At 66.2% G+C, this 23,549-nt stretch carries 19 protein-coding genes; 13 read left to right on the top strand and 6 right to left on the bottom strand.

The window, feature by feature from the left end; genetic code table 11:
- Positions 1 to 163 precede the first annotated feature (163 nt).
- Positions 164 to 955, bottom strand: coding sequence for a hypothetical protein (locus RH857_RS10185; RefSeq protein ID WP_310537866.1), 792 nt, complete (start codon positions 953 to 955; stop codon positions 164 to 166).
- A 218-nt stretch (positions 956 to 1,173) separates the two neighbouring features.
- Between RH857_RS10185 and RH857_RS10180 the strand changes: the two genes are divergently transcribed.
- The 5 genes from RH857_RS10180 to RH857_RS10160 all read left to right on the top strand — a co-directional run bounded on the left by RH857_RS10180 (position 1,174) and on the right by RH857_RS10160 (position 8,351).
- Complete coding sequence (locus RH857_RS10180; protein WP_310537865.1) at positions 1,174 to 2,463, top strand: hypothetical protein; 1,290 nt, start codon at positions 1,174 to 1,176, stop codon at positions 2,461 to 2,463.
- Between the two features lie 41 nt (positions 2,464 to 2,504).
- Positions 2,505 to 5,153: an MMPL family transporter gene (locus tag RH857_RS10175; protein ID WP_310537864.1), complete on the top strand. Its 2,649-nt coding sequence runs from the start codon at positions 2,505 to 2,507 to the stop codon at positions 5,151 to 5,153.
- Positions 5,146 to 6,237, top strand: coding sequence for a flagellar basal body-associated FliL family protein (locus RH857_RS10170; RefSeq protein WP_310537863.1), 1,092 nt, complete (start codon positions 5,146 to 5,148; stop codon positions 6,235 to 6,237). Before RH857_RS10175 ends, RH857_RS10170 begins: the two co-directional genes overlap by 8 nt.
- Positions 6,238 to 6,383: 146 nt before the next feature.
- Positions 6,384 to 7,367, top strand: a complete 984-nt coding sequence (locus RH857_RS10165; protein WP_310537862.1) for a hypothetical protein — start codon at positions 6,384 to 6,386, stop codon at positions 7,365 to 7,367.
- Between the two features lie 3 nt (positions 7,368 to 7,370).
- Complete coding sequence (locus tag RH857_RS10160) at positions 7,371 to 8,351, top strand: N-acetylmuramoyl-L-alanine amidase (RefSeq protein WP_310537861.1); 981 nt, start codon at positions 7,371 to 7,373, stop codon at positions 8,349 to 8,351.
- A 6-nt stretch (positions 8,352 to 8,357) separates the two neighbouring features.
- Here the strand turns inward: RH857_RS10160 and RH857_RS10155 are convergent, their stop codons facing one another.
- On the bottom strand, positions 8,358 to 9,938 hold the full coding sequence (locus RH857_RS10155) for a variant leucine-rich repeat-containing protein (RefSeq protein WP_310537860.1): 1,581 nt from the start codon (positions 9,936 to 9,938) through the stop codon (positions 8,358 to 8,360).
- A 358-nt stretch (positions 9,939 to 10,296) separates the two neighbouring features.
- On the opposite strand from RH857_RS10155, the gene RH857_RS10150 reads away from it, so the two are divergent.
- From RH857_RS10150 to RH857_RS10125, 6 genes are all read left to right on the top strand, one after another.
- Positions 10,297 to 11,061: a hypothetical protein gene (locus RH857_RS10150; protein ID WP_310537859.1), complete on the top strand. Its 765-nt coding sequence runs from the start codon at positions 10,297 to 10,299 to the stop codon at positions 11,059 to 11,061.
- Positions 11,062 to 11,351: 290 nt separating this feature from the next.
- A complete protein-coding gene (locus RH857_RS10145) occupies positions 11,352 to 11,978 on the top strand; it encodes a hypothetical protein (RefSeq protein WP_310537858.1) in 627 nt (208 codons plus the stop codon).
- Positions 11,979 to 12,079: 101 nt separating this feature from the next.
- Positions 12,080 to 12,916, top strand: a complete 837-nt coding sequence (locus RH857_RS10140) for a hypothetical protein (RefSeq protein WP_310537857.1) — start codon at positions 12,080 to 12,082, stop codon at positions 12,914 to 12,916.
- 81 nt (positions 12,917 to 12,997) lie between these two features.
- Complete coding sequence (locus RH857_RS10135; RefSeq protein ID WP_310537856.1) at positions 12,998 to 13,969, top strand: hypothetical protein; 972 nt, start codon at positions 12,998 to 13,000, stop codon at positions 13,967 to 13,969.
- Between the two features lie 17 nt (positions 13,970 to 13,986).
- On the top strand, positions 13,987 to 15,042 hold the full coding sequence (locus RH857_RS10130; RefSeq protein WP_310537855.1) for a serine hydrolase domain-containing protein: 1,056 nt from the start codon (positions 13,987 to 13,989) through the stop codon (positions 15,040 to 15,042).
- A gap of 74 nt (positions 15,043 to 15,116) precedes the next feature.
- Entirely contained in the window at positions 15,117 to 16,052 is a 936-nt protein-coding gene (locus tag RH857_RS10125; protein WP_310537854.1) for a DsbA family protein, read from the top strand.
- Between the two features lie 86 nt (positions 16,053 to 16,138).
- On the opposite strand, the gene pdxT is transcribed toward RH857_RS10125, so the two are convergent.
- The 4 genes from pdxT to RH857_RS10105 form a co-directional block, all read right to left on the bottom strand.
- Positions 16,139 to 16,738 (bottom strand): pyridoxal 5'-phosphate synthase glutaminase subunit PdxT, encoded by a 600-nt coding sequence (gene pdxT / locus RH857_RS10120; RefSeq protein WP_310537853.1) that lies wholly within the window; start codon positions 16,736 to 16,738, stop codon positions 16,139 to 16,141.
- A 112-nt stretch (positions 16,739 to 16,850) separates the two neighbouring features.
- Entirely contained in the window at positions 16,851 to 17,768 is a 918-nt protein-coding gene (pdxS, locus tag RH857_RS10115; protein ID WP_310537852.1) for a pyridoxal 5'-phosphate synthase lyase subunit PdxS, read from the bottom strand.
- Between the two features lie 123 nt (positions 17,769 to 17,891).
- Positions 17,892 to 18,698, bottom strand: a complete 807-nt coding sequence (locus RH857_RS10110) for a PspA/IM30 family protein (protein WP_310537851.1) — start codon at positions 18,696 to 18,698, stop codon at positions 17,892 to 17,894.
- A gap of 105 nt (positions 18,699 to 18,803) precedes the next feature.
- On the bottom strand, positions 18,804 to 20,411 hold the full coding sequence (locus RH857_RS10105; protein ID WP_310537850.1) for a TPM domain-containing protein: 1,608 nt from the start codon (positions 20,409 to 20,411) through the stop codon (positions 18,804 to 18,806).
- Positions 20,412 to 20,520: 109 nt separating this feature from the next.
- Between RH857_RS10105 and RH857_RS10100 the strand changes: the two genes are divergently transcribed.
- Both RH857_RS10100 and RH857_RS10095 read left to right on the top strand, forming a co-directional pair.
- Positions 20,521 to 22,641 (top strand): trypsin-like peptidase domain-containing protein, encoded by a 2,121-nt coding sequence (locus RH857_RS10100; RefSeq protein WP_310537849.1) that lies wholly within the window; start codon positions 20,521 to 20,523, stop codon positions 22,639 to 22,641.
- Positions 22,638 to 23,459, top strand: a complete 822-nt coding sequence (locus RH857_RS10095) for a PIG-L deacetylase family protein (protein ID WP_310537848.1) — start codon at positions 22,638 to 22,640, stop codon at positions 23,457 to 23,459. Before RH857_RS10100 ends, RH857_RS10095 begins: the two co-directional genes overlap by 4 nt.
- Positions 23,460 to 23,549: the final 90 nt, after the last annotated feature.

The following is a 23,549-nucleotide window of genomic DNA, read 5'->3' as shown; positions in this document are numbered from 1 at the left end:
CCGCCACGCCGCTGCTCCCCGTCCCTGCCTCTACACCCTCAAATACGAAGAGCCGCATAACTCGATCATGATCTACCGGACGCACATCACTGAGCGCGAGATCGAGGACCTTATCGACGCTCAGCTGGAGAAGCTTGAGGCGGGCCTGGACTGACCAGCCTGCCTAGCGCCAGTGCTGGGCAGAGCGGACCCAGAGTCCGGCGTCGTCGCCGTCGGCGTCCTCAAACTCCACCCAGTGGAAGTAGGGGCGGGCTTCGTTTGCCTCTCCCTGAGTGATGGCGAAGTCGATCTGATAACAGGTCTGCTCTTCCCAGGGCACCCTCAGCTGCGTACCCTCGGGCGGGGCCAGACAAGGCGCAGCGTCCACTAACTCATAGCGGGACTCCAGCAGCCAGGCCGGCGTCTCGGTATCAGCCTCTGCCACGAGGTTCTCCAGCGGCGCTACGCCGGCGGGATCTACAGCCAGGGCCAGTTTGAGGGCGATGTCCTGACCACCGTGCTCTTCGGCCAGCAGCTCACCGAGCCGGTAGAGCTGCTGCAGGTACCAGTGCTGAAGCAGAATGTTGTCGGGCGAGTTCCCCCGGTGGGCCAGATTGGTGGGGTTGTAGGCGAACAGGCCTTCTTCATGGGAGAAGAGCTCTGCGTGCTCCTCCGAGAGCTCCGCGAAATGCCACAGCAGCTGGTAGCGCTGCTCGCGGGACACCTCTGCGGAGCGGAACTGTTCAAAGCTCATGTCCCGCAACTCCTCGAGCGTGTAGTCGTTCGGTGCAGAGGTCTCGGGAGCGGCCTCACGGCTCGCGTCAGCGGTTGCCTCAGCGGCGCGCTGGGCATCCAGTGAAGAGGCGCCTTGGGCACCGGTCTCCGCGCAGGCACTGAGGCTCAGAAGAACGATGCCGAGAGCCGCGCTCGCGCGGATCGTGCCCAGCCGCGGGGTCACGTGGGGGAAGAAAGACACGCCCACCACCGTAACAACCCCGAGGCACCCCCGCCGTCAACGCGGTCCGCGCGCCGCAGGCCGGAGCCGCAAACGGGGCAGCCGGTACGCTTCACGCTGGTGAGAAGGCGTTGTTCACGCAACGCCCAGGAACATGTCAGGACGATGCCAGAGTGATTCGTAAGGTGTGAAGCAAACCCCGCCACGGCGGCACGGAGTACAGAGCGAACGGAGCGTTGATGAGTGACGAACAGGGCCGCCCGCAGCCAGAGCAGGGGCAGCAGCCAGACCCCGAATCGCCGTCCTCCCAGGAGTGGCAGCCTCACTTCGGTCCGCAACAGCCTTACGGCGACCCTTACCAGCGCCAGGGAGAACACCCCTACGGGCATCCGGCGCCGCCGCCAGCGGGTTCACCCGCGCCGCCGCTGAACAGCAGTCACCGGGGTGGATTCGCCCCGCCGGAGGGCCAGCACCAACCGGGCCAGCCCAGTTACGTCCACCCTGGCCATGTGGCACCCACCCCGGGGGCAAACTGGCAGGTCGCCCAGACCGGACCGGCCGCGGGGGCGGGGTACCCCGGAGGTCCGGGAAGCCCCCAGGGCCCAGGTGGACCAGGGACGCCTGGCTATCCTCCCCCTCAGCATCCGCGGCCGCCCAAGAAAGGCGGCCACGGACCGCTCTATGCCATTCTGGGCATCGTGGGACTGGCCATCATCGGCGGCGTTGTCGCGGTGCTTGCTCTGACGGGCTTCTTTGACCGCAGCGGGGACAACACCGCCGAATCCGACACCTCCGATGCCGGTGCTCCCGCGGCGGACCCCTCGGAGAGCCCCGCCTCCGCCGAAGGGGAGGACCCTGACGATGACACCACCGCCGCCGCGGAGGCGCCCACCGAGGAGCCGGAAGAACCGCGAGTCAGCCTCGAAGAGGAGCTGAGCTCGGGGCAGATCCAGGACCTGCTCATCGATACGGTGGACCTTCCCTACGATCCCGACGACACGATCCGTGAGGCAGACGACTACCTCTTCCTCCAGTGGTCGGAGGAGTGGCCCACGGCCGATGAGATTCAAGAGATCGAAGACGAGGCCGACGAGTTCGGCTACACCTTCGAGGAAAGCGAGCAGCGCCTCATCGAGTGCTACCGGAGCCTGACCTATCTGGTGGAGCTGGATGAGACCAGCGATATTCTCAGCGCAGGAGCCTTCGGCGCCGACGTCAGCGACGGCCTGATCCTGACGCTGGGAATCGTCAGCTTTGATGCCGCGCCGGACACGGGCAGCATGTGGGACGAGATCGAAGCGGACTGTGACGGTGCAAGCGTCGACGGTGACGAGTTCGCCTACTTTGACCACGCCGGCTTCCGAGGCCTCTACATTCAGTCCTCGCCAGGATCGAACACGATCGACGCGGCCGTAGCGACCATGGACATGGGAACCAACCTCGTCTGGGTCGATGCTGCAGACATCGGACGTGAGGATTTCGAGCACGTGCTCGATGCCCAGGCGGAGAAGCTCGAGGCCGGCCTCTGAGCCCCGCTCGCCGCACCGCACCTCGGCTAGAGTCCAGAACTGTGTTCTACCGGCTGGGGGAGTTCTGCGCGCGTCACGCACGGCGTGTGCTCGTGAGCTGGGCGGTGGTGCTTCTTCTCGCGGTCACCGCAGCGGTGCTGCTGAGCCGTCCCACCGGTTCGGACTATCGCTTGCCCGGCGCTGAGTTCCAGGAGACGGCAGATCGCATCAACGAGCTGCTTCCTGAGGCCGGTGTGGGCGGGACCTCCATGGTCTTTCACACCGGGGGGCGCGAGTTCACTGCCGAGCAGCGCGCAGGCCTGGAGCGGATCGCCCAAGAGCTGGAGCAGCTGAGCACCGTCGTCTCTGTCTCTGACCCCTTTGAGCTCAGTCGCCAGCTCAGCGAGGCTGAGGCCGAGCGCACCCAAGCGTGGTACGCCGTGGGGCAGTTCCTTGACGAGGTCGAGACCGAACTGGACCTTCCCTACGAGCGGTACCTGATCTACGATCACCTCTTTAATCCCGAGAGCCTCTCAGAGGCCTACCGGACGGAGGATTTCGATGCCCAGCTCGACGTCATCGAACACGAACTCGAAGCCCTCGACGACGTACTCGTGGGCCCGGTCATGGAGCTCGTGGAGTCCATGGACCCCGAGGAGCCGCTGAGTATCTCCGAGCAGCTTCAGCTCTCTGAGGCGTACGTGAGCTCACTGCGCGCCGTGCAGGCCCTGTCCGAAGACTCCAGCGTCGCCATTCTGGGGGTTCAGCTGAAGGACCCCGCGCACCTGCTCAGCGCCGAGGAGCGGGAACAGCTCACCCACACGGTCATTACCGGCCTTCCGGAGGGCGTGGGCGCCGAGTTCGGTCTGGAGCTTGTGCAGGATCTGGGCGGACTGCTGGGGCCCAGCGAAATCCTCGGACTGGCGGTAGCCCTGCTAGTCCTGCTCGTGGTGCTAGGCCGCATCGCCGCCGCGGGTCTGCCCCTCCTGGTCACCCTCGTTGGCGCGGGCACCGGCATCGCCCTGATCTTCACCGCAAGTCGCTTCGTCGATATCGCCGACACCGACGTCGTCCTGGCTCTGATGCTCGGTCTGGCCGTCGGCATCGACTATGCCCTCCTCTACATTTATCGTTGGCAGCGAAGCTTCCCCGCAGTCCCGACACCTGAGGAACTGGGGCCGCGTCAGCTCCGTGCCTCTCTGGCACGCAGCTCTGCGGAGGCAGGCCGGACCATCTTCTTCGCCGCGGTGACCACCATGGTGGCTCTGGCGGCGCTCGCCGTTACCGGCGTGCCCTTCCTGGCGATCATGGGACTCTCTGCAGCCCTCACCATCGGGATCGTCGCGCTGGCGACCCTCACCGCGGTCCCGGCAGCACTGAGCCTGCTGGGGGTCAGGGCTCTGCGGGCACCGAGAACGACGACGCCGCCGCTGCGTGGGCTCCTCGCCGGCGTCGGCTCACGTATTCCTGGACTGGTCTCCAAGAATGAGGGGACGCCGGAGGAAACCTCCACGAAGCAGGTGAGCCTGGCCCTGCCTACACGGTTCCCGGTGCCCTCGCTCTTGGTGCCCCTGGGTCTGATGGTCATCCTCGCGTTGCCGGTGCTGGATATGCGTCTGGCTCTGCCCGCGGGCTCCTCCGAGCCTGAGGGCTCCACCGCTCACGAGGCGTATGTGCTGACCGCCGAGCACTTTGGTGACGGTGCTACCGCGCGCATTTACGCACTGGCCGAACTGGCCGAGAGTCCAGGAGATCAGGCCGATGAGGCCGCACAGCTGCAGGCGAGCCTGGGGTTGGCTCAGCACTTCGCCGCCGACTCCGCGGTGGCCCGTGCGGCCCCGGTGGCTGTCAGTGACGACGGACGAGTGCACCTGATCCAGCTGACCCCCCGCTTCGGGCCCTTGGACGACCAGACCGCCGCGATCCTGGCTGCCATGCAGGACGAGCGAGAAGCCACCATGGTTGAGTTCGGCCTGGACTCGTTGAGCTTCACCGGCAGAGTCGTCGCCGATGCAGATCTGGCGGCCGCGCTCTCCACCGCGGTGCCGCTCTACGTGGGCGTGGTGTTGCTGGTCTGCGTGGTGATCCTGTTCCTGCTGTTCCGCCGCCTCTGGATACCGCTGCTGACCTGTGCCGGCTATGTGCTGAGCCTGTTAGCAGGACTGGGTGCCGTCGTCGCCGTCTATCAGTGGGGGTGGGGCGCGGAGCTCTTCGGCGTGGTCGGGGACCAGGCGGACGACGGCGCTGTCGTGGCGTTCCTGCCGATGCTCATGGCCGGAGTGCTCTTCGGCCTGGCCATCGACTACCAGCTTTTCACCGCCTCCGGCATGCGCCAGGCTCGGGCTGAGTCAGTGCCCGGCTGGGCTGTGGTGACCGAGGGGCTGCGGCGCAGCCGCACCGTAGTGCTGGCCTGCGGCCTCATCATGGTTGCCGTTTTCATCGGCTTCGCCTACTCGGAGCTCACCGCGATCCGGCAGATCAGCTTTGCACTGGCCGTGGCGATCCTGCTCGAAGCGTTTGTGGTCCGAACGATCATGGTGCCGGCGGCGATCCAGCTGCTCGGCGAACGCGCCTGGCCGCGGTCCGAGAACCGGCGCGAAGGCGGGGGTCACGAAACTCAGAGCGAAGAATTTGACCACAACCCCAAGAAGTTTGCTACTGTAAACACAGTAAACGGAGTGCAGAACACGGAGGGAGTCACTCATGACTGACGGACCGAACAACTACCCCGGCGGGCAGCCCCCGCAGGGACCAGGACAGCCTCATCACCCCGGCCAGCCTCCCGCTGGCCCGCAGGGTCCGGGCTATCCCGGACAGCAGGGTGGCCCCGGGCACGGCGGACCACAGGGGCCGGGCTACGGCACCCCAGGCGGACCGCAGGGTCCCGGATACGGTGGTCCCGGTCAGGGTGGCCCCGGCTATGGCGGTCCTGGCGGCCCGGGGTACCCCGGCGGACAGCCGCACTATTCGCAGGAGCCCCCGAAGAAGAAGTCCAAGCTCGGGCTGATCATCGGCGCCGTCGTCGGCGTGGTGGCACTGGCAGGCATCGTCATCGCGGTGCTGTTCATGACCAACGTCTTTGGCAGCGATGAGACCCAGGAGACCCTGACTACTCGGGACATGGACCGGCTGCTGGTCCGCGAGGACGATTTCCCGATCGCGGCCGACAATGCTCAGCGCGAGATCGTGGACCCCCTGGATCACTGGGACGAGGAAGAAGTTCAGAACAACATCCGTGAGGCTCAGGACGAGGTCGCCCGGGCACTGGAGTCCGGCGAGATCGAAGAAGAGCTCGCCCGTGAAGACGTGGAGCTCACGGACCAGTGCCGTAACCACCTTCAGGACCTGGCTGATGACGAGAACCTGGCTGAAGAGCTGGCCGTGCGCCCCGTGACCGTGGGCTTCTCCATGGTTGACGGCGGGAACCTCGGCCTCGGCATGCCCAGCGGCATGGTGGCTGCAATGGTGAGCTACGAGGATGAGCTGCCGAACTTCCTGGAGATCTTCCATGACCTGCAGCAGGCCTGCCAGGATGAGATGGAAGCCATGGAGGAGGCTGACGGCGAGGCCAGCCAGGACGTAGAGGTCGACTTCGAGGAGTTCGAGCACCGCGGCTTTGAAGGCATGCACTTCTCGGGTGAGTCCGAGTTCGATGGCATGGAGATCGACATGTCCTACGCCTACCTGGACCATGGTAAGAACGCCATGATCCTGGTGCAGATGGGCCAGGACGAGGAGACCTTCATGGAGTTCATCGACGCTCAGGCTGACCTGCTGGAGGCTGGACTCGACTGAGTCCTCTCCACGCGTTGTCAGTAACGATGAAGAAGGCGGTCCCAACTATCGGGGCCGCCTTCTTCATTTGTCTTCTCCGCTCAGGCCCTGACCAGTTTCGATAGGCTGGCACGGACATCACCATCGCACCTCCGAGGAGCCGACGCATGACTCAGGGACCGCCGCCACCCCCGCCGGGTCCGAACCAGCCCCCTCGCGACCAGTCGTCCCCGGCTGACCCCGACGCCGGTCAGCCTGGAGCTCCGCAGCAGCCTCCTGCGCCGACGGGAAGCCAGTACGGCAGTCCGGCGGGTCCCGGCGGGCTCTCAGGCCCCGCCGACCCTGGCAGCGGCGGCCATTACCCCCACCAGCCGCAGCCCGCCGGAAGCGGGAAGAAGAGGCCGAGCAAGGTGGTGGTCATCGCAGCGGCCGCCGGTGCGGCGTTCGTCATCTTCGTTCTGGTGGCGACACTGGCACTGGCTGGAGTCTTCACCGATGAGACTCGCAATACCCTCACCGCCCGTGAAGCCCAGAGCGTGACGGTCGGTGAACGTGACCTCCCCTTCCGCACAGACAGCTACGGTGCCCTCAGCATTCAGCCGTCTGAATACCGCTCCCGCGCCGAGGAGTTCTTCCAGGTCGAGCTCCTCGCCAGCCTGGAAGATGGGTTCCGCAACGAGGACGTGGACTACAACGAAGCGTGCTTCGACGCGGTCTATGACCTTCAGCGCAATGACGACCTCGCAGAGATGCTTCGTGAGGAAGCCCCCGTTGCGGCGTCGTACCTGCAAGCCGAAAGCGGGAGCGAGACCACCCTCCGTGTGCTCCTGGGCAGCTACGAGGACTCTGTGAGCTTTGAGGACTACCTCAGCGACGTCCGCAGCGAGTGCGGAGGCGACTCGTTCGAGTTCGTGAACGATGACTACGAAGTCGAGGGTGAGTTTGACGCCTTCAGCCACGCCGGCTTCACGGGCATTGCGGTCAGGGGCACCTCCGAGTCATCGGACTTCGGCGAGGAGGATGCCTTCCTCGCCTATGCAGTCCGTGACCACGGCAACAACGTCATCCTCGTCTACTACGAGGGCACCGATCAGGAGGAGTTCGAAGAGTTCCTGGACGCCCAGGACGACGCTCTGAGCGCTGGGTTCTAGACCGTGAGCTCACGCAGCAAGGCCCGCGCGGATCACCGATCCGGGCGGGCCTTCTGTTCGACCGGGCTCCTGGGTCTGCTCGCCCTTTGCGCCTGCGGACTCATCGATCAGGAGGAGCCTGCCGCGCCCGCGGCGGAGGGAGAAGCCTCCTCGCCCGCTCCCGAGGTTTCCCCGCCCTCCACGGAGACCTCTTCCGGTGAGAAAAAAACGGCCGATTCGCAGCGCGACAGTGCCGAGGAGCAATCTGAGCAGGAGGCCTCCGATGAGGACGTTGCTGAGGAGGAGCCCGCCCTGGAGGGAGTACACATAGCCCTGGATCCAGGGCACGCCGGGGGTATTGGAGCCGACCCGGCGCGGGCCTTCACCCAGGTGCCGGACGGGCGCGGGGGATTCAAGGACTGCCAGGCCGTCGGAGCAGCAACCAACGCCGGATACCCGGAGCATGCGTTCAACTGGGACGTCTCCGTGCGGTTGGTCCCCCTGCTGGAGGCCGACGGCGCCGAGGTCAGCTTGACGCGACAGAATGACACCGATTTCGGTCCCTGTGTGGATGAACGGGGTCAGTTCCCCCAGAACGTCGGAGCAGACGTCTACGTCTCCATCCACGCCAACGGCAGCGACCCTTACTATGCCGGCTACTTTGCGATCATCTCGGATCCCCCGTTGAATCCAGCCCAGGGTGAGCCGTCGTCGGACCTGGCCTGGCACCTCATGGACGGTCTGGCGGAGGAGGGCTTCGCCCCGTCCAACCAGATCGCGGGCGGCGTGATGGCTCGGTCTGACATCGCTGGCCTGAACTGGGCCGAGGTGCCGGCGGTGATGATGGAACTCGGCGAGATGCGCAACGCAGAGGAAGCTGCCGTCATGGAGACGGAGGAAGGGCGCCAGCGCTATGCTGAGGCCCTTCACGCAGGCCTGGTCTCCTGGTCCCAGGCGCAGTCCCAGGAGCAATCGGCCGCCGAGGCTGAGGAACCACCGGCCTGATCCCGCTTAGAAGAGGTCGTAGCTTTCCCGGGCCATGAAGAAGCCATTGCCGGTCTGGGTGGACCAGCATTCGATGCCGTCCATGTCAGAGGTGCAGGCGAAGTCATCGTTGGTGATGGCGTCCCCGTAGTCCAGTGCCCGGGACTGCTGGCTGACCTCATCGCTGCAGGAGGTCTCAGAATCACCCTCGCGAGTCACGCGCAGCGTGACGCCGTTGCTGCATCCCGACGGCGCGTCGAAGTCATGCTCATTGATGGTGCACAGCGCCTCATCGCCGCTGATCTCGCAGTGGATGTTGCCGCTGGGCGCAGAGAAGGAGGTCGCAAGAATCGCGTTGTCCGGAGCAGGACGCTCGGGATCCTCGTCGTCCTCCTCCTCAGCGGCCTCGAAGGTCAGGCGGGTCTGAGTGCCGGAGGGGAACTCATAGCCTTCCTCGGGCTCCACCGTCACGGTGACGGACTGACCCGGATCAACCTCGTAGACGCCGGTAATCTCTTCGCCGTCGATCAGGTAGATCACGCCGTCGATCGAGGGGATGGTCAGTTCGCCGGTCTCCTCGTCGAACTCGGGAGCTTCAGGAGTCACCTCAATGAGCTCCTCCTCGTCCTCCTCCTCATCCGTGGTGGCCTCCTCCGTGGGGCTCGGGCTGGGAGTGGGCTCCTGGTCCTCATCCTCTTCGGCGCCCGGCTGCTGGTCCTCGGCGGCCGAGGTGTCCTCGCGGCGGTCAAAGGGGTCGAGGATGAAGTAGGCGGCGGTGAGGCCGCCGGCCACCAGAAGCAGCAGCAGGAAGATCAGCACGCCCGCGCCGCCGCGCTTCTTCTGCTCCTGCTGCTCTTCAGGCTGCTGGTAGTAGCCGTAGCCCGAGGACTGGTCATAGCCGGGCCACTGATGCTGTTCCTGATAGTCATAACCGGGCACGGGGGCCGTGGGGTAGTACCCCTGCTGACCTTGCTGGATCGGATGGCCGTACTGGTAATATCCCGAGGGTGCGTAGCCCTGCGGATCGTGTCCGTAGGCGGCCGCGGTGCCGGCTGCGGCGGACGAGTCGCCAGCGCCGAAGTGCTCCTGCGAACCCTGCTGCGGCTCCTGCGAGGCGGAGAATTCTTCGGTCTCGTGGTACCCGTGCTGCTGCTCCCCGTAGGCCGGGAATGCCTGGGTCGGCTGCTCGCCGGCGGGCTGCGCGGACTGCGCTGACGGAGCGGTGCCTGCATAGGGCATGATCTGGGTCTGCTGGTCATCCGCCGGCTGTGCTGACTCTGCCGAGGGTGCTGAGGTCTCAGCGCCGGGGGTCTGGGGCTCAAAGGCCTGTGTGGGCTGGTCCTCCGCGGAATCAGCGGCTGGTTCTGCGCCGGCGTCTCCGCGCTGGGCCAGCGCCGCATCGACGGCCGGATCCCCGAGGCTGCCGAGCCATTCGAGGAGCCCCTCGTAGGTATTGGGATTGCCAGCGATGATCGGACGCAGCTGCGGATGGTGCGCTGCCAGCTCGTAGAGCTCCGCGTGCGGCGTGGCCGGATCTGCTGCCCGGGCCCCCGGATCCTGAGGCTGCTGGCCGCCGTTCTGGCCGTCAGTGTTCCATCCGTCCGTCATGCTGCCCCTTGAATAATGGTGTTGTGTGCCAGGCGGCACGTCCCGTCAATGCTCCTGCCATCACATCATGCCCGACACAGGCCCTCAAGCGAGGACTGTGACCCCGTTGCGGGGACAGGGCCGCAAGCTCACACCTGTCGGATGGACCTGTCACCCGCTAGGTTAAACAGCACGGATACAGACGACGGCGTATACATAAGGGGATCACGTGAGTACACCACCGCCACCCCAGGGCCCGGCCCCGGGGACACCTGCACCCGGTTCTCCAGCACCGGGCTACCCTCCACCGGGGTTTCCACCACCCGGCCACGGCCAGTACCCGCCACCCCCGCACCCCAGAAGGCGCCGCCGCGGGCTGATGATCGGAGGAGTCCTGGGGCTGGTAGTGCTCCTGGGTGGCGGTGCCGTCGTCATTCTCCTCCTCACGGGCGTTCTGGGAGGCGACCGGACGCAGGAGACCTTGGAGACCACGCGAGAGGCGCAAGAGCTTCTGGTTCGTGAACAGGACTTTCCCTTCGAGGTCTCCGAATCCGGTGTGGAGACTATCGACACGGACGACTTCGAGGACCTCACTGGTGACTTGTACTTCCCGTTCCACCAGGACACGGTCGGATTCGACCTGGACGCCCTCCGCGAGGACCTGGAGGACGCCGATGTGGAGGACGCCGACGCCTGCCTGCAGCCCTGGATGGATCTTGAAGACCATGAGGAGCTGAACGCCTTCCTGCGGACGGAACCTGAAGTGGGCGTCTACCGGTACGCCGACGCGGACCGTGAGGCGGGACCGTATGCTGCGGATGTGATGCTCCTGAGCTACACCGAGCCGGTGAACGCTCTCGGGTACCTGCGCCCTGCCTATGAAGCGTGTGCAGACATGACCTGGCAGCTCCAGTCTCCCAGCGGGAGCGCGGCTGAGATTCGGCTCAGCCACATTGACCACCACGGCTTTGAGGGCCAGAGCCTGCTCATGACCTCCGAGGGACAACCGGATCACTACACCGCCGTGGTTCTGAAAGAGCACGGCAACAACCTCCTCGAGGTGTACTACACCGGTCCAGGTGAACAGGAGCTCTTTGAGCTTCTGGACGCCCAGAACGAGCGGCTCGAGGCAGGGTTGGACTGAGTGTCGGGTCTGATTCCGGGCGCTCGGAAAACGCCCGGAAAATCCCGCTTCCCGGTCCGCTGTTGGGGGACAGGATTCCGTGATCTCTTTCCGTAGGGTGGTGGAGTCCCTAAGCCGACCCGCGCGGGAAGCCGCGGAAGGATTCGTTGATGCACCAACCCCCGACACCTCCGCGACCGCCCCAACCGCCCGTGTCCCCGCCCGGTGTACCAGATGCGCACTGGCACGGCTCGCCGCCCGGGGTCCCGGGACAGGCTGCGCCGGGGCACCGTGCCTCCGGGAGGCGGCCTGTGTATCTGGTTCTGTTGGTACTGGCGGGTGCACTCGTAGGAGCCGGGGCGGTGGCCGTTCTGGCGCTGATGGCTGTGCTGGGCGACGACGACCAGCGGGAGGGGGCCTCCGCTGCCAGTGATGCTCAGCCACGTGCCGAACGCGGCGATGACGGCGACTCTGCTGCTGCCGCCGAGGAGCCCGAAGTCAGTGTTGAAGACCCGACGTCCGCGGGTGCGCTGGAGCTGGAGTTCGGGCGGCTCGGCAGCGGAGCTGTCTCACCGGGAGAGGAACTGATCTACGAAATCCGGGTGGATAACCAGGGTCCTGACGACCAGCCGAACACGTTCCTGAGTGCGACATTTCCTCCGGGATTCGAGTTCATCCCCGATCCGGTGGTCGGAGAGGTCCTCGGCCACGAGTGGACCGCCGAGCTCGGGATCGAGAGCGGGGAACTGGTCATCATTCACCTGCATGTCCATGCGCCGAGTTCACTGGCCGAGGGCCTGGTCCAGGTCGATCAGGAGGCACGTCCTCCGCATGCCGATCTCGGGGTGACCGCATGCACAGCCTTGGGGCGGGGCCAGGAGGCCGTTGAGTGTGTCACCGCCTGGGATGCGTGGGACCCCCAGGTCGGGTCCTCCTGAGCCGAGGATCCCCAGGAGCTGGGGGCGGGCTGGGAGCGCTGAGCCGCCCCGGCGATAATTAGGAACGCATCACGAGGGATACGAGGGAGGTGCACTCTGCCATGGTTTTTTCCGCGCATCGGCGCACGATCAAAGCAGCCATCACGGCGTGGTCAACCGCCGCGCTGTCCGCCGTCCTGCTTCTTACAGGGTGCAGCGCCCAGACGGTGACTGGAGACGGCCACCCGGGGCAGCCGCGGCCCGGCGCCCCAGACGCTGAACCGCTGACCGCCGAGACTGTTCCTCTTGAGGAGACCGTGCCGGTTCCCCAGGCCGACACGGCTGCAGACCCCTCACCGGTGGCCGGCCCGCGCGCTGAGACCTATGGCATCCTCAGGCCCCTGCAGATCCGCAGCCTGCTGGCCGACCCAGCCGAGGTCTTCGCCACCGACTTCGAGACCGACTACCAGGAGGCCGTTGCGGTCGTCGAACTGCTCGACCTGCCGCGGCGGGTTCATGAGAGCAACGACGACGGGGAAAGTCAGTCCGCTGCCTGTCTCACCCTGCTGGGCACCTTCACCCACGACTCCCTGGAGACGACCAAGGAGTCCTACGTGAGTCTGCATGCCGCCGAAGTCCGTGGGACCGCCGAGGTCACACTGGGGATCATCAGCTACCGGAGGCTCTCACAGCTCCAGCCTCTCTGGGAGCAGACGGCTCTGACCTGCGATGACGCTCACCTGGCGGATGAGGAGGGCACGCTCCACAGGGTGGAGCACATCGCCTACGACGACGTCGACGTCCTGCAGATCACGCCTGAGGGCAAGGGCCCGGCCAGCACCTATCTGACCTCACTGGACCACGGCCACAACACTCTGACCGTGAGCGCCTCGGGCATTGACGAGCAGACGTTCGCCGAGCTCGTCGACCGGCAGAAGGAGCATCTGGGCCTGCCGTAACACTTCAGCCGTCACCCCCGCCGTCTTCCGTAGGGTGTTGGTGAGGACATGCACGCGTACGAGGTACACGAGGGGAACAGAATGAGCACCCAGCCGCCGTCAGATCCGTCTCACCACCAGCCATCGCATCAGGTGCCGCCGGCTCCCGGAGGGGGATCGGCTCCTGCGGGACAGGGACCCGGCCCCGGGGGCTACCCGGGACAGGGTCCGGCGGGGCCCGGCGGCCCTGGACTGCCCCCGCACGGCCCCTACGGTGCGCCGCAGGGCCCTCAGGGGGCACCGCAGGGCCGCCCCGGGAAGAGACGCACGGGGCTGATTGCGGGACTCATCGCCGTCGTCGTGCTCTTCGTGGCCTTTGTGGTGATCGCAGTCCTCTTCCTATCCGGGAGGCTGGGAAGCGCCTATCCGGACGAGCCCCTGAGCGCGTCCGACCTGGAGCAGGTGTTGCCTGGCGAGGACTCCGAGGACCTGCCCTCAGGAGTGGAGGTGCTCGGCGAGAGCGAGGCCAGAAGCGCCGAACACGCGGAAATCGAGGAGATCCTCAGCTACCAGGAGGAGCAGGTGGAATGGGCCGAGGACCTGGTGGGGGACGTCGACGGGGCTGAGGAGTGCCTGGCTGCCCTGGAGGACTACTCCGACTACCTGCGGGATGACCTCTACGACGACGTCAGCTCTCATCCCGCAGAGCGATCAGCCTCCAACCGCTATGAGCTGAGCACCGGAGATGAAGCTCAGGGCTACACCATTACCTACTCGGAGCCCCAGAACTGGGACGGCGAATGGGAGCGGCAGTACGTGGCCTGCACGCCGGTTCGCGGCGAGGAGGAGGGACGTGACCTTCAAGCCCGAGTGGTGGAAGAGGGCGACGTGCACGGCGTCGTCCTCATCGAGGACGGCGAGACCATCAACAATCTCCGTCTGAGTCGTGAATTCGGCACGGTGGCGGTGGAATTCACGGTCTACGGGGCCGATGCTGCGGACGAGGACGCATTGATCGAGGAGATGCTCCAGCTTCTGGAGATCTCCGAGCAGCAGATCCGGGACCTCGACTAAACGCGGTGCCGAGAAGGATGTCGACAACGACGGCGCCCGGCCGTGGCCTGACGATCGCGGGGATCTGCTGTCTCCTGGCGCTCACCGCGTGCCAGCAGCCGGAGACTCTGCCGGAACGCGGTGAGGGAACCCGAGAGGAACAACTGCAGAGCTTTCTGGAGGACAACAGCCGGGAGTTTCGTCACAGCGCCGCCGTAGCGGTGATTGAGGACGGGGACATCCACATCGCCACCAGCGGGGAGGCGCGGACCGACAGCGTCTTTGAGATCGCTTCGCTTTCCAAACCGCTGACCGGCATGCTGCTGGCCGATGCAGTGGATCGCGGAGAGGTACAGCTCGAAGACCCGGTGGCAGACCTGCTGCCTGAGCTTTCCGGTACCGAAGTGGGTGAGGTGTCGCTGGAGGAACTGGCAACTCACACGTCGGGGCTGCCGCTTGTGCCGGAGGCCGAAGGCTTCTCGGACGAGTCTGACGCGCTACGGCGCGAGGGCAGAAACCCCTATCCGATAGATGCCGAGGAGCTGGTACGGCTGGCCGGGCAGCAGCAGCTCAGCGGCCGGGGCAGCTACCTGTACTCGAACTTCGGCATCTCGCTGCTGGGGCACGCGCTCGCGGCGCGAGCAGGGATCCCATACGAGGACCTGCTGGTCGAACGCCTCACGGGGCCGTTGGAGATGGAGCACACCTTCGCCTCCCGCCTCGACGGGCACCCCTCGGACGAGCTACTGCTGCCGGGCCACGGGGTGGGAGAGGAAGAGACCTTCGCGTCCGAGGCGTTCAGTCCCTCCTCCTCCCTGCGTTCCAGCATTGCCGACTATTCGACGTTCGCTCTGGCAGTCCTGGAGGATGAGGCCCCCGGGATGAGCGCCGCGGACCCCAGCAGTCTTCATCCCCGCATGGGACTGGGGTGGCACCTCGACGATGAGACCACGCTGTGGCACAACGGAATGTCCCACGGCTTCGGCACGATCGTGTGGATCGACCGTGCCGAGGAGACGGCTGTGGTGATCTTCTCCAACGAGGCCAATGACCTTACCGACATCGGGCAGCGGCTGCTGCGCGACCTGGACTGACCTGCCGATTGTTCTCCGGAGAGGCGGAGCGGGCTCGATAGTCTGATGACAGCACACACGAAAGGACACCAACCGTGACCCAGCCTCCGCACTACTCGCCCCAGCTGCAACCCCCGCACCACGAGTCCCAGTACCCGGCCCAGCCCGGGGGCAATGGCCTCTCCGGCGGAGCCATTGCCGGAATCGTCGTCGGTGCGCTCCTCGTGGCGGGGCTCGTGGGCCTGCTGCTCTGGTGGCTGCTGGCCGGCGACGATAACGAGGAGGGTGAGGCTCAGCAGGGTCAGGAGACCAGTGCTGAAGAGACCGAAGGGACCTCCGCCGGGGATCCGGATGGCGAGGGTGAGGGCGAGCCGGGAGCGGATCAGACAGAAGCGGACGAGGCGGGTGCGCAGATTCCCGCCTCGGCGACCGCCCAGGGCGGATTTGTCCTGACAGCGCCCGATGCGCTCGCCGATTCTGACTCCCCGCAGCTCGAGGAGGCGAACCCCGACAATCTGCCGTCCGACCTCGACCAGGGACTCAGCCCCGCGGACCATGAGGCTCCGGTGCACGTGGTGATCTATACCGATGCCGGGTGCCCGGCATGCGGAAACTTCGAGTCGATGTTCGGCGAGCAGTTCGAGCAGTGGCTGGAGGCCGGGGAAATTTCCCTGGAGTACCGCTCGGTGAGTTTCGTGCGCCCACCGTACTCGGCTCAGGCCGCCAACGCGTTCGCCTGCATGGCGGAGGAATCTCCGGAGAACTACCTGGGCTATCTTCACGAGGTGACTGAGGCACGCGCGGACATGACCGAGCTGGATGAGGACGACCTCATCACGATCGCCCAGAGCTACGGCGCAGACCTGGGTACCTGCATCGAGGAGGAACGCTTCGCAGAGTTTGTGGAATACACCAATGCTCTGAGCAGCGAACACGGTGTAGCTGGTACCCCGACGGTCTTTGTCAACGGCGAGGAGGTCCCGCCGGAGGAACTCGCTGCCCTTCCTGAGCACATCGAAGCTGCCAGCTGAGCGTCGAGCTCGTCAGCGCGCTGCTCTCGATGCGCAGCTGGAGCGGCTTGGAGAAGGCCTATGACCGTGCCGGCCCGTTCACTCGATCAGCCCGCAGAGAGATCCACGAAGTGGGCGTGCAGGCGGTGATCCTGCGTCAGCTCAGGATGGAAGCTGGCGGCCAGCACATTTCCCTGGCGCACCGCCACGGGTGAGCCCTGAGCCTCGGCTAGAACCTCCACGTCAGCTCCGGCCACGTCCTCAATCACGGGCGCCCGGATGAACATGGCGTCCAGGGGGCGCTCCTGCTCGGGGATCCCCTGCACGTCGAGGGCTGTGGTGAAGGAGTCCAGCTGGGACCCGTAGGCGTTGCGGCGCACGACGACGTCAAGTCCCCGGATTCGTTCGAAGCCCTCGAGAGCCTCGGCATCGGAGACCCGCTCGGCCATGAGGATCAGCCCCGCGCAAGTTCCGAACAGCGCCAGGCCTTCTTGCTGATGCTTCTCGCGAACGGCCTCAAACATCTTCACCGGGGCCGCCAGCCGCGCCATGGCGGTGGATTCCCCACCGGGTACCACCAGGCCGTCCAGACCCTGCAGTTCAGCGGGACGGCGGACGCTGGTGACCTCAGCGCCGGCAGCCTGCAGTGCTCGCGCATGCTCGGCTACGGCACCCTGCAGCGCCAGAACACCAATCCTGGGAGACATCATTACCTCATTTCACACCACGAGCAGAAACAGCACCGCACCGCCCGCGCTCATGGAAGGAGCCGCGGACGGTGCGATGCCGTCGAAAAATCAGACAGAGTTCTTGCGCAACTTACCAGCCACGCTCGGCCAAGCGGTGGGGTGCGGGAACGTCGGCCACATTGATGCCCACCATCGCTTCGCCCAGCCCCTTGGAGACCTCGGCGATGACTGCCGGATCGTCGTAGTAGGTGGTCGCCTTCACGATGGCTGCGGCACGAGCCTCAGGGTTGCCGGACTTGAAGATGCCTGAGCCCACGAAGACGCCGTCGGCGCCCATCTGCATCATCATGGCCGCATCAGCGGGAGTGGCCACACCGCCGGCCACGAACAGCACCACGGGCAGGCGCCCGTCGCGCGCCACCTGCTTGACGAGGTCGTAGGGGGCCTGAAGCTCCTTGGCCGCCACGTAGAGCTCATCCTCGGCCAGTGACGTTAGGTGGGCGATCTCGGCGTTGATGGTGCGGATGTGCTTCATCGCCTCGGAGACGTCACCGGTACCGGCCTCGCCCTTGGAGCGGATCATCGACGCACCCTCGGTAATGCGGCGCAGCGCTTCACCCAGGTTGGTGGCGCCACAGACGAACGGCACCTTGAACTTGGACTTATCGATGTGGTGGATGTAGTCCGCGGGGGAGAGCACCTCGGACTCGTCGATGTAGTCCACCTTCAGGTGCTCCAGCACCTGAGCCTCCACAAAGTGGCCGATGCGGGCCTTGGCCATCACAGGAATCGAAACGGCCTCGATGATGCCGGAGATCAGGTCCGGATCAGACATGCGGGCCACGCCACCGGTGGCGCGGATATCAGCGGGAACGCGCTCCAGAGCCATGACCGCCACGGCACCGGCCTCCTCGGCGATCTTCGCCTGCTCCGGGGTGACCACGTCCATGATCACACCGCCCTTGAGCATGTGCGCCAGGCCGGTGTTGACCGCGGTGGGTCCGGTGGAGGTGGGAGTGCCGTTGGTGGAATCTGCAGTCGTGGTCACGGGAAGGGTCTCCTAGAAACAACAATGGGGGTGCGAGAACTATGCTCGCCCCCCATTGTCTCAGATCGGGCCAAATTAGGCCGATCCGCTGTCATAGTTCGGTACTGACCAGGCCGATCAGGTTCAGGCCTTGTCCCGCTCGGTCTCCAGCGCGGCGAAGTCAGCTTCGCTCACTCCGGAGGTGGACTCGCTGCCGGTGCCGATGGCAGCGGGGGAGGAGGAGCCGGACTTCAGGGCCGCCAGGCGAGCCTCGATCTCGGCCTGCTCACCCAGATCCTCCAGAGACTCGAACTGGGCGTCCAGGGACGACGCCGCCAGCTCGGCCTGCCCGCGCACGCGGGCTTCCTCGCGGCGGATCTTCTCCTCGAAGCGACCCACCTCCGAGGTGGGGTCCATGACGTCGATGGACTTAACCGCGTCGTGCACCTGGGCCTGTGCGTGGGCTGCCTTGGAGCGTGCCACAAGCTCATCCCGCTTGGTGATGAGCTGCTGACGCTTGGTCTTCATCTGCTCAAGACCGGTGCGCAACCGCTCCACGATCTCCCGCTGGGACTGGATGGTGGGCTCGGCGGACTTGGCGGAGTTCTCGGCGTCCATCTGCCGCTGGATGGCGACCTTGGCGAGGTTGTCGAACTTTGCCGCGTTCTCGGAGTTGCCCTCGTTGCGGAAGTCATCGGCCTTGCGCGAGGCCGCGAGCGCCTTCTGTCCCCAAGAGCGCGCGGTCTCCAGGTCCTCGTTGTAGTCGTCCTCCATCATGCGCAGGTTGCCGATGGTCTGGGCGACGGCTTCCTCGGCCTCGCGGATGTTGTTGGTGAAGTCCCGGACCATCTGGTCCAGCATCTTCTCCGGGTCCTCGGCACGATCCAGCATGGCGTTGACGTTGGCGCGGATCAGCTGGGACATCCTGCCGAAAATGGACTGCTTGCTCACGGTGATCACCTTTCCTTGGAAGCCTGTGGTCCGATCACTTTCCTGATACTAGAGCCCCCGGCTGTGTGACGCATCAGCCTTGCGGAGGAGATTTCGTCAGGCGGTTCAGAAGAGCCCCCGACGACGACGGCTCCCGTAGCCGGCCATGCGCATCCCGGTCCTGATAGCCCGATTCGCTGTGGTGCGGCGGGCATAGCTTCCTGAGCCCACCCCTCCGATGCCTCCGCCGAACCCACCGCCGCCGAATCCGCCGAATCCGCCACCGGTGCCGTAGCCTCCATAACCGCCCCCGAGGCCCAGGGGTGTACGGCTGCCGCCGCCGTAACCTCCCATGGCCTGCATGTTCGATTCGGCGGCCTCGCGCTCGGCGATCTGGGCCGCCTGCACGCCGAGAGTCTTCGCCTGGGTGGCCAGTTCCAGCGCTCGAGCTGGTGAGGAGTCCGCGAGCTTCTGCGCTTCTGCCAGCGACCGCTCGGCTTCGGCGATACGGGTGCGGGCGGTGGAGGAGATGCCGTAGCGGCGGGACCGCAGGTAGTCGATGGAGGACTGCACCTGGGTACGTGCCGCCAGGAGCTCGGCGTCCAGGGACTCGCGGGCGCGGCGGTCACGCGCCTGACGGTCCCGCACAGCGTTGAGGGGGTCATCCAGCTCCCGGTGTGCCATCTCCAGCGAGGTCAGCAGCTCAAGCGGATCGATCCTTCGACCGGAGTTCAGCTCACGCGTGACCCGAGCCACGGCTGCCTCGGCCGCAGCGATCGGTCCCGCCAGTTCTGGTGCCTGCCCGGCGTCGAGAGTGGCTTTGGCCTGGGCGATGTCCTGCTCGGTCTGGGCCACGCCGATATCCAGGTTCTTCCGCGCCTGTTCCATACGGTCACGTGTGGACTCCATGGAATCGAGAAGCTCCCCGGCATCAGCCGCCGCCTGCTCGGCTGAGTGCAGGGCCAGGACGGCGGCGGAGGTCTCGCCGGCCTGAATGGCACGGTCGGCCGAGGATGCGGCCTCCTCAGCGGCGTGCAGGGCCTGGTTGGCCTGGGTGAGGTTGTCCCGGTACTGGCTCAGAGCGGCCTCATCGTACTCCTGGGCCAGGGAGTCAAGCGACTGCTGGGCTCGGTCGCGGCGGGGAGTGAGCTCCTGCAGCAGGCTGCGGACCTGCTCGACGGCGGGGCGCGGGTCGCGTTCCAGGTTGCGGAGGCTGTCGAACTCCTGCTGATGGGCCTGGAGGGTGCTATCCAGAGACTCGCAGCTGCGGATGATCTCCTTCAGCCAGCCGCGGATCCGCGTCTCTTCATCGGCGGGGCGATCTGTCTCGCGCAGCGTGTCATCGATCTTCTGCTGAAGGCGGAAGGCCTGCGAGAGTTGGTCACGGGCCTTCTCCAGATCCTCCTGGAAGGGCTTGATCTTCTCGTCTCCGTAGGAGGCGGAGGCGAAGAGAAGCTCCTGCTCCGAAGCGCGAACCGCGTTGTCAGCAGCCACCAGCATGCCGCCGGCCTCTTGGCGGAGACGCTCGGTGTCGAACTCGTCCAGCGGGTCAGTCTCCTGCTCCGCTTCGGGGAGCCCGGCGCGGCGGGACGCGGCCAGGCGCCGCGACTGCTTCCTGCCTCCGGAGAGATACACTGCTCCCACACCGATGAGTGCCAGAATGGCCGCACCGATCAGAAGCGGCCCCGTGAGCATCGCCCCCACGGGCAGCAGAGTTGAGAGTATTCCAGGCAAATTTTCAGTAGCCTCTGGCACCATTCTTAGGAGTCTATTAGGAAGGTATGACATCGTCTACGGACTGACTGTCCGCCTCATTCCTTCGATGTAGGAGCAGCACCACCGCATGTCACAGGAACCTCAGGGCCCTTGGCAGGACCCCCAGTCACAGGATCCGGCCGCGGAAGATCCGCAGCAGAACCCCACCTTCTCCCAGGGTCACGACGAGTCTCCCTCGCCCGGTGCTCCCGAGTCGCCGCCCGCTCGCGATGAGTCATTCCAGCATGAGCCACCCCAGCGCGAGGACTCAGCTGATCAGAGTTCCCCCGAAGAAAGCTCCGCAGAGGGGACCCCCGACGGGCAGTCCGACGACTCTGCGCACGCGCCAGACGGCGACCCGGAACCAAAGCCGGAGCCAAACGGTCCCCAGCAGGATCTGGGTCCTCAGGAGGATCCCGCTCCTTCCCAGGATCCACCTGTGCAGCCGGCCCCAGGGGCGCAGCCCCATCCCGTGGCGCAAGCCGGCTCAGCGGAACAGCCCGGTCCGGAGGCGCAGTCCGGTCCGGTAGCGCTGCCCGATCCGGCGGCGCAGCCCGATTCAGCTCCACAACTCGATCCGGCAGCTCCGCGAGATCCGTCTCCTCAGCCTCCTGCATCGGTGCCGGCGTCAGACCAGTACACCGCCCCTCAACAGCACACTGCCCCCACCCAGCATCTGCCTCATCAGCAAGCGCCCGGGCAGGCGTTCCCCGATGACCAGTCTGCGGTGCACGAGCAGCACGGCTTCGCCGCCGGAAACCCCGCTGACTCCGCGCGGCAGGAGCCGCAGGCGCAGCACCACGCGGGAGCCGCCGATCAGCCCGCGCCCTACGGCTGGGGTTCCCCCAGTGGCGGCGGCGATCACAACCTGCCGTGGGAGCTGCGGCCCGCACCCGCTGGCATGGACCCGGCCCATCTGCGTCCGGCCCACCACCACGACGACGGCCGCAGCATCTTCGAGGCGCCCCCGCGGAAGAAGGAGCGCCGCGGCATCGGAGCCGGAGGATTCCTCGCCGGCGTGCTCATCGCCGGTCTGATCGGCGGAGGCATCGGTGCTTTCGGGTACGGGTACCTGCAGGATGAGGGACCGGAACAGTCCGTCCAGCAGGCCAACACCGGCCCCGGGATCGAGATCAACACCCCGGAGGACGCCACGGTCATCACTGCGGCGGCCGCTAAGGCCGCGCCCTCCGTGGTCACCCTGGGAGTCAGCGACGGCAACAACGCAGGCTCCGGCTCAGGAATCATTCTTGATGATCAGGGCCACGTGCTCACCAATACGCATGTCGTCACGCTCGGAGGCGCCACGGGCGACCCGGACATCCAGGTGCGGCTGAATGACGGACGCGTGACCACCGCCGAACTGGTCGGCACGGATCCGCTCAGCGACCTCGCCGTCGTGCGTCTGGCCGAGACGGAGAACATCACTCCCGCCGAGCTGGGATCCTCCGGAGATCTCAACGTCGGCGACCAGACGATCGCCATCGGCGCGCCGCTGGGCCTGCCCGACACCGTCACCACGGGCATCGTCTCCACCCTGAACCGCACCATCCAGGTGGCTTCCGCCGCGGTGGATGAAGAGGAGACGGGCGACGTCGTCGAGCCCGAAGAGCCCGAGGATCAGGACCCGGGCGAGCCGGAGGGCTTCGAGTTCTACTTCCCTGACCAGCCTGATCAGCCGGCTCAGAGCAGCATCGCCCTGAACGTGATTCAGACCGACGCCGCGATCAACCAGGGCAACTCCGGCGGTGCGCTGGTGGACACCGAGGGCAATATCATCGGTGTCAACGTGGCCATCGCCTCCAGCGGAGGGATGTTCGGTGCCGATCAGGCCGGCAACATCGGCGTAGGGTTTGCGATCCCCATCGACTATGCCCAGCGCATCGCGCAGGAGCTCATTGACACGGGCGAGGCCACGCACGGCCTCCTGGGCGTGCAGGTCACGCTCCCGGACGCTCAGTCGGCCGGCCAGGGCGGAGCCAGCGCCGCCGCCGGTGCGCTGGTGCAGGACGTCTCCGCGCAGTCGCCCGCGGCAGAGGGCGGGCTGCAGGATGGTGACGTGATCACCGAGGTTGAAGGGCGCCGCATCGAGGATCCGGTCGCGCTGACGGCGACCATCCGTGAGTACGCTCCCGGTGAGACCATTACGGTGACCTACCTGCGAGACGGCGAGGCCGCCGAGGCAGAAGTCACCCTCAGCGGAATGTGAGCTCGCTGAAGATGACTCAGCCGACGACGACGGGCCTCCTCACGCCCAAAGGCCTCATCGACTCCCTGGGCCTGCAGCGTGTGCTGGCCATCGGGGCCCACCCTGACGACATGGACTTCGGCGCTGCCGCGACTCTGGCGGGGCTGACAGCCGGCGGCGTCCACGTGACGCTGGCCCTGCTCACCGCGGGCGACGCCGGCGGTTTCGACACCGAGCGCGACCCTGAGGAGACCGCGAGGCTGCGACACGTGGAGCAGCAGGAGGCGGCCGAGGTTCTCGGCATCGATGACGTCGTGCTGCTCGGCGAGAAGGACGGGTTCGTGGAGCCCAGCTATGAACTGATCGGCAAGATCGTCAAGCTCATGCGCCAGACGCGTCCGGACGCGGTCGTCTCCATGCACCCCGAGCGGGCCTGGGATCGGCTCCAGAAGTCGCATCCGGACCATCTGGCCTGCGGGGAGGCGGTGGTGCGCGCCAGTTACCCGGCTGTGGAGAACCCGTTCGCCTACTCGGAGCTGCACGCAGCAGGGCTCGAGGCCTTCAAGATCAAGCATCTGCTGCTCGCCGGAGCCCCGCAGCACCTCGTGACCACACGAGTTGACGTCACGGAGACGGCCGAGAAGAAGATCCAGGCACTGCGCAGGCACTTCAGCCAGATGCGGGACCCTCAGAAGATGGAGCAGTACGTGCTAGAGCAGATGCGCGGCATCTACGCGGCGGGTCTCGCCGACGCCTCGGCGACGACGGCGCCCTCGGGGTACGCCGAGGAGTTCCATCACGTGGTGGTCAACGACCCGGCCACGATCTCAGGGTTCTGAGCTGGTTCCGCAGGCGGGGAAACCCCGCCGCTCTCGGTCGGCTCATGCCGACCATCACGCCTGAAGCGCTGGTTCCGCGGGCGGGGAAAC

It is taken from the genome of Nesterenkonia flava (assembly GCF_031432335.1).
GTDB lineage: Bacteria > Actinomycetota > Actinomycetes > Actinomycetales > Micrococcaceae > Nesterenkonia > Nesterenkonia flava.
The sequence above is the reverse complement of the archived record's forward strand: the minus strand, read 5'-3'. Positions and strand labels throughout refer to the sequence as shown.

Bases quoted from the DNA above. Each gene is read 5' to 3' on its own strand.
- RH857_RS10180 (WP_310537865.1), top strand. From the start codon at position 1,174: ATGAGTGACGAACAGGGCCGCCCGCAGCCAGAGCAGGGGCAGCAGCCA.
- RH857_RS10170 (WP_310537863.1), top strand. From the start codon at position 5,146: ATGACTGACGGACCGAACAACTACCCCGGCGGGCAGCCCCCGCAGGGA.
- RH857_RS10165 (WP_310537862.1), top strand. From the start codon at position 6,384: ATGACTCAGGGACCGCCGCCACCCCCGCCGGGTCCGAACCAGCCCCCT.
- RH857_RS10155 (WP_310537860.1), bottom strand. From the start codon at position 9,938: ATGACGGACGGATGGAACACTGACGGCCAGAACGGCGGCCAGCAGCCT.
- RH857_RS10150 (WP_310537859.1), top strand. From the start codon at position 10,297: ATGATCGGAGGAGTCCTGGGGCTGGTAGTGCTCCTGGGTGGCGGTGCC.
- RH857_RS10140 (WP_310537857.1), top strand. From the start codon at position 12,080: ATGGTTTTTTCCGCGCATCGGCGCACGATCAAAGCAGCCATCACGGCG.
- RH857_RS10135 (WP_310537856.1), top strand. From the start codon at position 12,998: ATGAGCACCCAGCCGCCGTCAGATCCGTCTCACCACCAGCCATCGCAT.
- RH857_RS10130 (WP_310537855.1), top strand. From the start codon at position 13,987: ATGTCGACAACGACGGCGCCCGGCCGTGGCCTGACGATCGCGGGGATC.
- pdxT (WP_310537853.1), bottom strand. From the start codon at position 16,738: ATGTCTCCCAGGATTGGTGTTCTGGCGCTGCAGGGTGCCGTAGCCGAG.
- RH857_RS10100 (WP_310537849.1), top strand. From the start codon at position 20,521: ATGTCACAGGAACCTCAGGGCCCTTGGCAGGACCCCCAGTCACAGGAT.